Raw genomic sequence first — 9,474 nt, 5'->3', positions numbered from 1 at the left:
CCCCGTGGCTGCGGCGCTGCGTACGTTGCCACGGATACTGGGCCAGGAGGCGCCCGGACTTCGTTGGGCCGCTGTAGATGTCGATTCGGTTTTGAATGCGGAAGACTGCGCCGACGTCGTGCTCGGCGAGGTCATCGACGCTCTGGGGCGTCCCGCCACTCGGCCGGCCTCGGACGTCACCGTCCGATCGGGCGTGCGATGGGAGAGCGCCCTGACGTCGTGGTCTGCCGTCGAAACAGTGGCTACCGCAGTGGTACCCGGTACGAAGGCGTTGATCGTCGGAGGATCCGGGGCAGTCGGCCGTCTGATCGGCCGACACCTGGCCGGTCTCGGTTACGACGTCGTGTCCACCTCGCGCCGAGAACGTTCGGAGCCGGGCTCAACAGCACACCCGATCCGTCACGTCGTCGGTGACGCAACGGACGCCGCCGATCTCGCGCGACTGGTTTCATCCCTCGACGCGGACGCAGGGCCGATCGGGCTCGTCGTCCACGCTGCCGGTCTCGCGGCCTCTCTCGCCCCCGTCACGCTGACGTCCGCGGGCCACGATGCAAAATTCGGTGACGCCGCCCGAGCTCACATGGACGCCAAACTGGCGGTGGCGCAGAACATTCGCAACGCCATCTCGGGGTTGCCCGAGGGGCGCCGGCCCACTGCAGTTCTCTGCATGTCGTCGGCCACCGGAGTTCTCGGCGGCATCGGAATGGGCCCCTACGCGGCGTCCAACACCGCCATGGACGCGTACGCGGTGTCGGTGTCGGGCCGTAGGGTCCGGTGGGTCAGCATCGTGTGGGACGGTTGGCGCGCCGATCTCGAAGAAGTTGGCCGGGAGTCGGCCATTTCGGCCATCGCGATGTCGGGTGCGCTGGATGCGGAGACCGGACTGACTGCCTTCGACCGCATCGCCGCCTTGGCCTTTGCCGGGCGCAGCCCCGCCGTCGTCGCGGTCGGCACGTCCGGACTCGGGCCTCGATCGCGGGCAGCGTCGATCCCTCGCCCTCGAGCAGCAGCGGGGGCATTTCTTTCGGGGCTGACGGACACCCAACAGGGTGTGGCAGAGGTGTGGTCGGAGATGTTCGGCGCACCTGTTACCGATCCGGACGCCGACTTTTTCGCACTCGGCGGGCACTCACTGCTCGGTACCCGCATGCTCGACTCGGTGCGGCAGCGCTTCGGCGTCGAACTTGGGCTTCGAGAACTACTCACGGCCGCGACGCTGGCGCAGTTCTCGGATCGTATCGACGCGGCGAAAACTCTCGCCGCGCCCAGTGACGACACCGCAGTTTCGACACTGTCCGAGGTGCTGCGCGACGACGGAACGTTCGACATGACGCGCGTGCAACACGCCTACTGGATCGGGCGCAACGGCGGGTACGCATGGGGCGAGGTGCCGTGTCACTTCTACCTCGAATACGACTGCGTCGATCTGGATCTCGAGCGATACAACAGAGCACTCGACGCAGTCATCGCCCGGCACCCGATGTTGCGCACCGTTGCGACTTCGGACGGACGGCTGCGAACCCTCGATTCGGTTCCGCCGTATCGCATTCGGACCCGCGAACTTGTCTCCGCCGACGACGAGAGCAGGGAACGTACGCTCGGGACGATCCGGCGGAGAGTGGCCGAGAAGCCCGGGCCGCCCGACAGGTGGCCGCTCGTGCAGATCGAAGCTGCGCGGACCGACAGAAACCGCACCCGCCTGTTCATCGGCGTCGACGTCCTCATCTGCGACGCCGCCAGCTGGTGGATCATCGAATCCGAACTGAAGGCCCTGTACGAGCACCCCGAAACGCCCCTGCCCGCGCTCGATCTGCACCCGGCGCAGTGCTCGTCGGCGATGGCACAGCGGCGCCGCGGACCGGGAGGGGTTCGGGCCGAGCACTATTGGCTGGCCCGCGCCGAGTCCGTTCCAGGCCCACCTGAGCTACCGATCCGGCCTGGATTCGACGGCCGTCCACGTTTCGTGCGTCGGGCCACCGCGCTGCGCCCGGAGCAGTGGAGCCGCTTCGCCCTAGAATGCCGACGCCACCGCATCACACCGACGGCTGCGCTGCTCACCCTGTACACGGACTCGCTTCGTGCTTGGTCGAGAACGCAACACTTCTCGGTCGTTCTGACCCTGTTCGATCGCCCGCCCTTCCATCCCGACGTCAACAAGGTCGTCGGCGATTTCACCTCGCTGATCCTGCACGAGTCCGGGCCGCACGCCGCGTCGTCGTTCGTCGACCGGGCACAGGCGACACAGCGCAGGATGTTCGACGACCTCGACCACCGCCAGTACTCGGCGCTCGAACTGCTGGCCGAACAGTCGAGGCGCAGCGGCGAACAGTGCTCGGTACCAGTGGTATTCACCGGAGCGCTGGGCGTGCACGACATGGTCGACGATTCCGGCTCGCTCGAATGGGTCGGCACGCAAGTACATGCCGTCGGTCAGACGCCGCAGACGTGGCTCGATCATCAGGTGCTCGAGCAGGACGGCGAGTTGCGCCTGCAGTGGGATGTCGTCGACGGGTTGTTCGCGGACAGCGAGCTCGAGCACCTGGTGGCCCGGCACACCGAGGCTGCGACACAGCTCGCCGACGATGCCGGCGCGTGGACTCGTACCCATGACCACGGCGCGGTGCCGCAGATCGATCCCGCCGACGTGCTCGTCCCGTTGCGTGGTTCCGGAGCCACCGCAGGGTCGGAGCGGCCCACGCTGTTTCTCGTCCATCCGTCGGGCGGCGACGTGCTGTGCTACGCCGAGCTGTCGAGGCGTCTGACCACGGAAGTCGCCGTCGTGGCACTGACCGATCCGCAACTGACCGTCGACGCCGGGGGTTGTGATTCGATCGAAGGCATTGCGGCGCAATATGTGTCCGCCCTGCGCAGCCAGTACTCGACACCGCCCGGGGGATGGCTGCTCGGCGGCTGGTCGATGGGCGGGTCGCTGGCCCAGGAGATGGCGCGACAACTTCACGACGACGGCGAACGCACAGCGCTGATCGTCATGCTCGACTCCAACGACCCGACCTACATCACCGCCATCGACGGCACCGCGGCAACCGTCGAACTCGAAGTCGCGCGTCGACACTTGGGTGCACTCGAGTCATTTCTCGACATCGACCTCGGCATCGGCGACGCCGCGTGGAACGAGATCGTCGAGCTGGAACCCGACGCGCGGAACTCCGTCATCGCGGCGAAGCTCCGTAGCCGAAAACTGCTCGGCCCCCGCGACGACGGCCTCTCCAGACGAGAGGTGTTCGGTCGCCACCTCGCCGCCCTCGCCCGGCACACGCCGCGCCTACACCCCGACGCGGACACCGAGACCCTGCTCGTGCGATGCACCCGGCGTGCACCGAACAACTCGGGGATCGGTATGGGTATCGACGACACACCCTCCGCATTCTCCGCCGACCTCGGATGGTCACGTCACCTCGCCGGAAGATTGACCGTCGTCGCGGCCGACGCCCACCACTACTCCATGCTCCGAGAACCCGCACTCGACGACGTGGTCGAGCACCTCGACCACGCCCTGCGAACGGCTCTCGACCGTCCCTGACCCGTCAACCCATTTGTAACCCACAAGAAAGCAGCACATGCGATACCGCACCCACCTCTCACGATCGACACCGCTGCGCACGACGGTGGCACTGGCCGCGTCCGTCGCCGTCCTGGCCGGCTGCGCAACATCGGAAGACGCGGCCGACAGTACGGACGGGGGAGGGGACGGCACAGCCGGTTCGTCCGAGGTCTTCCGCTACGTCGCACCGGGCTCGTCGGCGGTCGCCACCAACGACCCCCACGGCCTTCTGCCCGCGGAAAGCGACGTGGTTCGGATGGCCCTCACCTACGACCCTCTGACGGTCCCCGGTTCCGACGGCGAGACCCAACCACGACTGGCCGAATCCTGGGTGCCGGACGAGACGTTGACCGAGTGGACCATCACCCTGCGTGAGGGAGCGACGTTCTCCGACGGGAGCGCGGTCACTGCCGCGGATGCGCTTTTCTCGCTTCGACGAATGGGTGAGAAGTCCGCCGAGAACTCCGGTCGCGTCGAGCGCTTCGATCTCGCTGCCTCCGAAGCGACTTCGGACACGACGCTCGTACTGCGCACCAAGGAACCGTATGCCGCGGTCGGTCAGGCTTTGGAGGGGTCGACCTTCGTCGTACCGGAGGGCAGCGCCGACTTCACCGAACTCGTGCCGGGCTCGGGCCCCTTCGTGCCCGCCGCAGCCGACGGGCAGGTCGAGGTGTTCGAGCGGAACGATCAGTGGTGGGGCCCGACCCCGCCGATGGCAACGATCGAGATGCGCGCGATTCCCGACCCGCAGGCTCGGGCCGACGCCGTCACCTCGGGGCAAGCCGACCTGGCCGCCGGGGTTCCCGCATCCGCGGTCGTCGGTCTCGGTGAAGCGCCAGACAACGATGACACCGATGTCGGTGTCGTGCGGCATCCGGGCGCAACCCTCTATCCCCTTGTGATGCGGACCGACACAGCACCTTTCGACGACAATCGCGTTCGCGAAGCCGTTCGCGCGGCCCTGGACCGCGAACAGCTGCTCGACGTGGCATTCCTGGGGCAGGGCCAACTCGGCAACGATCTGATCAGTCCGCAGGACCCGGCCGCACCGGACCTGCCGCAGCGCACCCGCGATCTGGACCGGGCGCGGCAACTGATGGCCGAGGCGGGCCTGGCCGACGGTGTCGACGTGACCCTGAACAGCACCACTGCGTACCCCGGAATGGACAGCGCCGCAACGCTGATCGCACAGCAACTCGCCGACATCGGTATCCGGGTCAACGTCGAACTCTCGCCCCCGGACACCTACTTCCAGGACGTCTACGCTCAGCGACCCTTCTACGTCAGCTACCTCGGTGGCATCCCGTTCTTCGATATCACCCAGGTGGTTCTGCGTCCGAACTCGCCGACCAACGAGACGGCGTGGAGCGATCCTTCATGGTCGACGAAACTCGCCGAGACTGTCGCCGAGCCCGACGAGACCACACGCAACGAGGGCGTCGCCGAGCTGATGACCACGCTGCGAAACGAAGGCGGATATGCCATCTGGGCAGCGTCGGACCGCCTTGATCTGACGGCACCGGGGGTGTCCGGAGTACCCGAGGGCATAGGCTTCGCCAGCGCCTTCATCGACCAGGTTGACCTCGCAGATTGACACCTGCGTCGATCACGTCGGACGGAGTCCGATCGCGTGCAGTGCTGATCTCGTCGGCGCGCGCGATCGGGCTCCTTCTGGCCGTCTCGGTCATCGTCTTCGGCGTCACCGCTCTGCTGCCCGGTGATGCCGTGTCGCTGCGGGCGGCAGGCCGGTTGACGCCCGAGGAACTGTCGGTGCTCCGCTCGGCCGCGGGTCTCGACGACTCACCCGTATTTCGGTATCTCGCATGGCTGAGCGGCGTCGTGCGGGGCGATCTCGGTACGTCGACGAGCACCGGCCGAAGCGTCGGCGACATGCTCGGCAACCGGCTGACGGTGTCGGCGAGCATCGTGTCGTTCGCACTCGTGATCGTCATCCCACTGATGGGAGGCCTCGCCGTGCTCGCCTCCTCGGGCAGGGGGCGTCGATCGGCGTGGACGGCTACCGCTACCACCGTCGCGGCTTTGCCCCAGGTCGTGGTCGCGGCACTGCTCGCCGCAGTCCTGTCCGGGTGGGCCGGACTCGTCCCGCCGGTCTCGCTGCTTCCCCGCGGTCGGTCACCGCTGGCCCATCTCGATCTATTGCTGTTGCCCGCGATGACACTGGCCCTGCCCGCAAGCGCCTACGGTGCGCTGATGCTGCGTGGGCCGCTGGTCGATGCCGCGCACACCCCGTATATCGTCGACGCCCGGATGCGCGGCGTCGGTCGACTCCGCCTCGCCTGGTCGTACGTCTTCCCTGTCGTCGCAGCTCCGACCGTCCGGATTCTCTCGTTCGTTCTCGCCGGGCTTGTCTGTGGAACAGCATTGGTGGAGAACATCTTCGGACTGTCCGGACTCGGCGAGCTGTTCGTCACTTCGATCGCCACCCGCGACGCGGGAGTGGTTCAGGCGATTTCGATGCTCGCCGCTGTGGTGGTGGTAGCCGGAATGACCCTCGCAGACATCGTCGCCGCACGCACCGGTAACCGAGGCCCTGCGTGATCCGGGGTGCGCGGCTCATGGTCTCGGTCGCACTGGTCGCAGTTCTCGGGATCGCACTGTTCGGCCGGTATCTCACCGACCTGGATCCGCTCGCGACCGTGGCTCGCCCGTGGACGCCGCCCAACGACCTCTTCCCGCTCGGGACAGATGGGCTCGGACGCGACGTGATGGCGCGGATCCTCTGGGGCGGGGCTACTCTGACGACCGTCGCGCTGTTTGCGGCCGCAATGTCGACTGTGGTCGGGGTGGCAGCCGGCGTGTGGGCCGGGTGGTCGAGACGCTCTGTGGGTCTCGGCGTCAACGCAGGCGCGGACCTACTTCTCGCGGTCCCCGCTATTCTCGTCGGATTGGTTCTCGCCGTGGCGCTTCCGATGCCCGTTGCCGTGACGGCTGCGACCGTCGTGGCGGGCGCCCCGCTCACCGCACGCGTCGTTGCCGACGTCTCGGCCGCCGCCCGGCATGCGACGTACATCGACGTGGCTCGGATGCGCGGCGATCCGCTCCCGTCAATCCTGCTGCACGAGGTGCTCCCGTCTCACACAGCGGTGATCACCACCGACTACGGACTTCGGGTCATCGTCGCCCTTCAAATGGTGTCCACCATCAACGCACTGGGTCTCGGTACGCCGCCGCCGCAGGCCGATTGGGCGTCGATGATCACCGAGAACTATTCCGGCATCGCACTGAACGCCGCTGCGACCGTGGCGCCGGCCGTTGCGCTCGCGGTACTCGCGACGGTGATCGCTGTCGCGTCTACGACACTGAGTGGGACGCTGGGTGGAAGGTCGAACCCGATATGACCAGGACATCGTGCGCCCTGACCGTGCGCGGCCTGACCGTCACCGACGAGCGCGGGCAGTTCCCGCTGCAGGATTTCGATTTCGACGCTTCGGCCGGCGAGATCGTCGCGCTTGTCGGACCCTCGGGCTCCGGCAAAACCACTGCGATGTCCGCACTCCTCGGCTCGCTTCCCCACGGACTGACCGTCACCGCCGGATCGATCGACTGGTCCGGCGCCGGCTCCCACGGCACACGAGCGTGGCGCAGAGAGGCAGTCGGGTATGCCGCCCAGGATCCATCCTCGGCGCTGCACCCGCGCTACCCGGCGTGGCGATCGGTTGCCGAAGCCGCCCGTATGCGCGGTTTATCCCGGGCCAGCGCAACCGCGTCGGCACGCGCACTTCTCGCCGAGTTGGGGCTGACCGGTGACCAGATCGAGTCGCCGCCACACAGACTTTCGGGTGGGCAGGCTCAGCGCATCGCCGTGGCCCGCGCGCTGGTGGCGACACCGGAGTTGGTGATCCTCGACGAACCGTCGTCCGGCCTCGACGACGCGTCCTTGGAACCGGTACTGGCAGCCGTCACCTCCCGGCGAAGATCGAACGGTGTGACGATCGTCGTCACGCACGACCGACGGATGCTCGATGTGTGCGACCGGGTGCTGCGAACTGCGCCGGACGCCGACTTTTCCCTCGGTTCGTCGGCCCGCTTTTTGCGACCGAGCAGAACAGCGCTCGAGCTGAGTTCCTTTGGAGTCGACACGCATCGGGGACGCGTGCTCGTCGAGGATGCCGCCCTCGACATCGGCGTCGGAGAGCTCGTCGTCGTACGCGGCCCTTCCGGGTGCGGCAAGACGACACTGCTGCGCGCGGTCTGCGGACTGCATGCTTTCCACGGCGTGATGACGCTCGACGGCCTTGCCGTGCCCGAGCGGGTTGGTGAGCGAACTCCGCAGACGCGGGCGGCCATCGCACTCGTCGGTCAGAATCCCCTCGACGCGCTCAATCCCGCTCACACCATCGAACGCATTCTCCGGCGGCACATCAGCCGGGTGCGGCCGCACGCGTACGCGATCGCCGAGGCCGAACATCTCCTCGATCGTGTGGCACTGCCGGCGACCGCTCTGCGCAAGCGACCGCACGAGCTGTCCGGTGGTCAGCGCCAACGCGTGGCCATCGCCCGTGCGCTCGCGGGCCGGCCGCGTTTACTGGTCGCCGACGAGATGACCGCGTCGCTCGACCACAACACGGCAAGCCGGATCAACGACCTGCTCGACGAGATCCGATCGTCCGGGACCGATCTACACGGCGGGATGGCCATTCTGGCTGCAACGCACGACGAACACCTGATCTCGCGCGCTGACCGTGTGATCGAGATACGCGACCGATCCATCACCGAGGTTGTTCACAACATGAGGAGCACACAACGATGACCGATACCCGACTGGCCCGTCACACCGCGGCTGTCGACGTGCTGTGCGAGCACCCCTGGGTTGCCCGCGTCGACACCGACGGCGACGAGGGCATACTCATTGTTCTCTCCGACAATGCTGTGGCGACAACGCGGACGGCGGGCTCGGCACTCGTCGGCGGGATCGTCGACGAGCACCTGACGCACTGGACCGAGGTCTACGACTGGACCTATAGCTCCACGCCGCAACAGGATTCGGACGACGACCTCTCGGGTTGGCGTGCCACCGACACGGGTGAGCCGCTTGCCGCCGAGCACATGATCGAATGGGTCGAACGGACGGTCGATCTCGTACTCGCACAACACCCACGGAACATCCTCGAGCTCGGATGTGGAACCGGTCTGCTGATGCGCCGACTCGCTCCGCACGTCGAGCACTACGTCGGCACCGATGTCGCGGGCGAAGTGGTGAACAGACTCGCGGCGCAGCGCATAGCCGGAACCAGCTTCGTCCAGGCGGGTGCACACGAACTGCGCGGACAAGTGGTGCAGGACGCCATCGCAAACACCGGCGCGGTGCCGGATTGCATACTCCTGAACTCGGTCACCCAATGCTTCCCCGACACGCGGTATCTCGCCGCCGTGGTGCTCGACGCGATCGACGCCGTTGCACCCGGCGGTACCGTCATCGTCGGCGACATCCGGCACTCGGGTCAGCTGCTCGACTTCGCCCACTGGGCCGAAACAGCCAAGAATCCGGACGGCGACCCGGCCACCCTCGACGAGCGAGTCGCCCGACGGGCCGCCGCGGACAGTGAACTGCTCGTCGACCCGTCGACGCTGGCATCGATCGCCTCCGCGTCCGGTCGCGAGGTTTCGGTGCTCACCTACGCCAAGAGTCTGCGCGACGATTCGGAGCTCACCAGGTACCGCTTCGACGCTGTGTTCACGGTCGACGCCGCTTCTGCCGTCCCGATTTCGGAGCCGTCGGTCATGACATGGCGCGACCTCGATGGTGACGGCACCGCGTTGGCCGGGCTGCCAACCCACATCGCCAACGGACCCACCCTCGTCACCGACATCCCACGATCGGTCAGCGCCGCCGTCCTGCGCGAGACACTCAGCGGCACAGACGCCGTGGTGTTGATCGACCCGGTCGACAC

6 protein-coding genes are annotated in these 9,474 nt (G+C 67.2%); all 6 read left to right on the top strand.

The annotated features are described in order from the left end of the window. Positions 1 to 3,541: SDR family NAD(P)-dependent oxidoreductase (locus WBQ44_RS03590; protein WP_495565366.1), on the top strand; the 3,541-nt coding region annotated here is incomplete at its 5' end. 37 nt (positions 3,542 to 3,578) lie between these two features. Continuing rightward, positions 3,579 to 5,156, top strand: coding sequence for an ABC transporter substrate-binding protein (locus WBQ44_RS03585; protein ID WP_495565365.1), 1,578 nt, complete (start codon positions 3,579 to 3,581; stop codon positions 5,154 to 5,156). After that, entirely contained in the window at positions 5,153 to 6,121 is a 969-nt protein-coding gene (locus WBQ44_RS03580) for an ABC transporter permease (RefSeq protein ID WP_495565364.1), read from the top strand. Before WBQ44_RS03585 ends, WBQ44_RS03580 begins: the two co-directional genes overlap by 4 nt. Before the next feature lie 17 nt (positions 6,122 to 6,138). Beyond that, positions 6,139 to 6,921 carry an ABC transporter permease gene (locus WBQ44_RS03575; RefSeq protein WP_495565363.1) on the top strand — a complete coding sequence of 261 codons (783 nt, stop codon included), beginning with the start codon at positions 6,139 to 6,141 and terminating at the stop codon, positions 6,919 to 6,921. Further along, the gene (locus WBQ44_RS03570; RefSeq protein ID WP_495565362.1) at positions 6,918 to 8,333 is read left to right on the top strand and encodes an ABC transporter ATP-binding protein; all 1,416 of its coding nucleotides are present in this window, start codon (positions 6,918 to 6,920) and stop codon (positions 8,331 to 8,333) included. Before WBQ44_RS03575 ends, WBQ44_RS03570 begins: the two co-directional genes overlap by 4 nt. Next, the coding region (locus WBQ44_RS03565) for a methyltransferase (protein ID WP_495565361.1) at positions 8,330 to 9,474 on the top strand (1,145 nt) is incomplete at its 3' end. The genes WBQ44_RS03570 and WBQ44_RS03565, both read left to right, overlap by 4 nt.

Origin of the sequence: Rhodococcus sp. (in: high G+C Gram-positive bacteria), assembly GCF_049591685.1 — a bacterium.
Lineage (GTDB): Bacteria > Actinomycetota > Actinomycetes > Mycobacteriales > Mycobacteriaceae > Rhodococcoides.
This window is presented reverse-complemented; position numbering and strand designations above follow the sequence as displayed.

What these genes read in the sequence shown, in the direction of transcription:
- WBQ44_RS03585 (WP_495565365.1), top strand. Translation starts at nt 3,579, where the DNA reads ATGCGATACCGCACCCACCTCTCACGATCGACACCGCTGCGCACGACG.
- WBQ44_RS03575 (WP_495565363.1), top strand. Translation starts at nt 6,139, where the DNA reads ATGGTCTCGGTCGCACTGGTCGCAGTTCTCGGGATCGCACTGTTCGGC.
- WBQ44_RS03570 (WP_495565362.1), top strand. Translation starts at nt 6,918, where the DNA reads ATGACCAGGACATCGTGCGCCCTGACCGTGCGCGGCCTGACCGTCACC.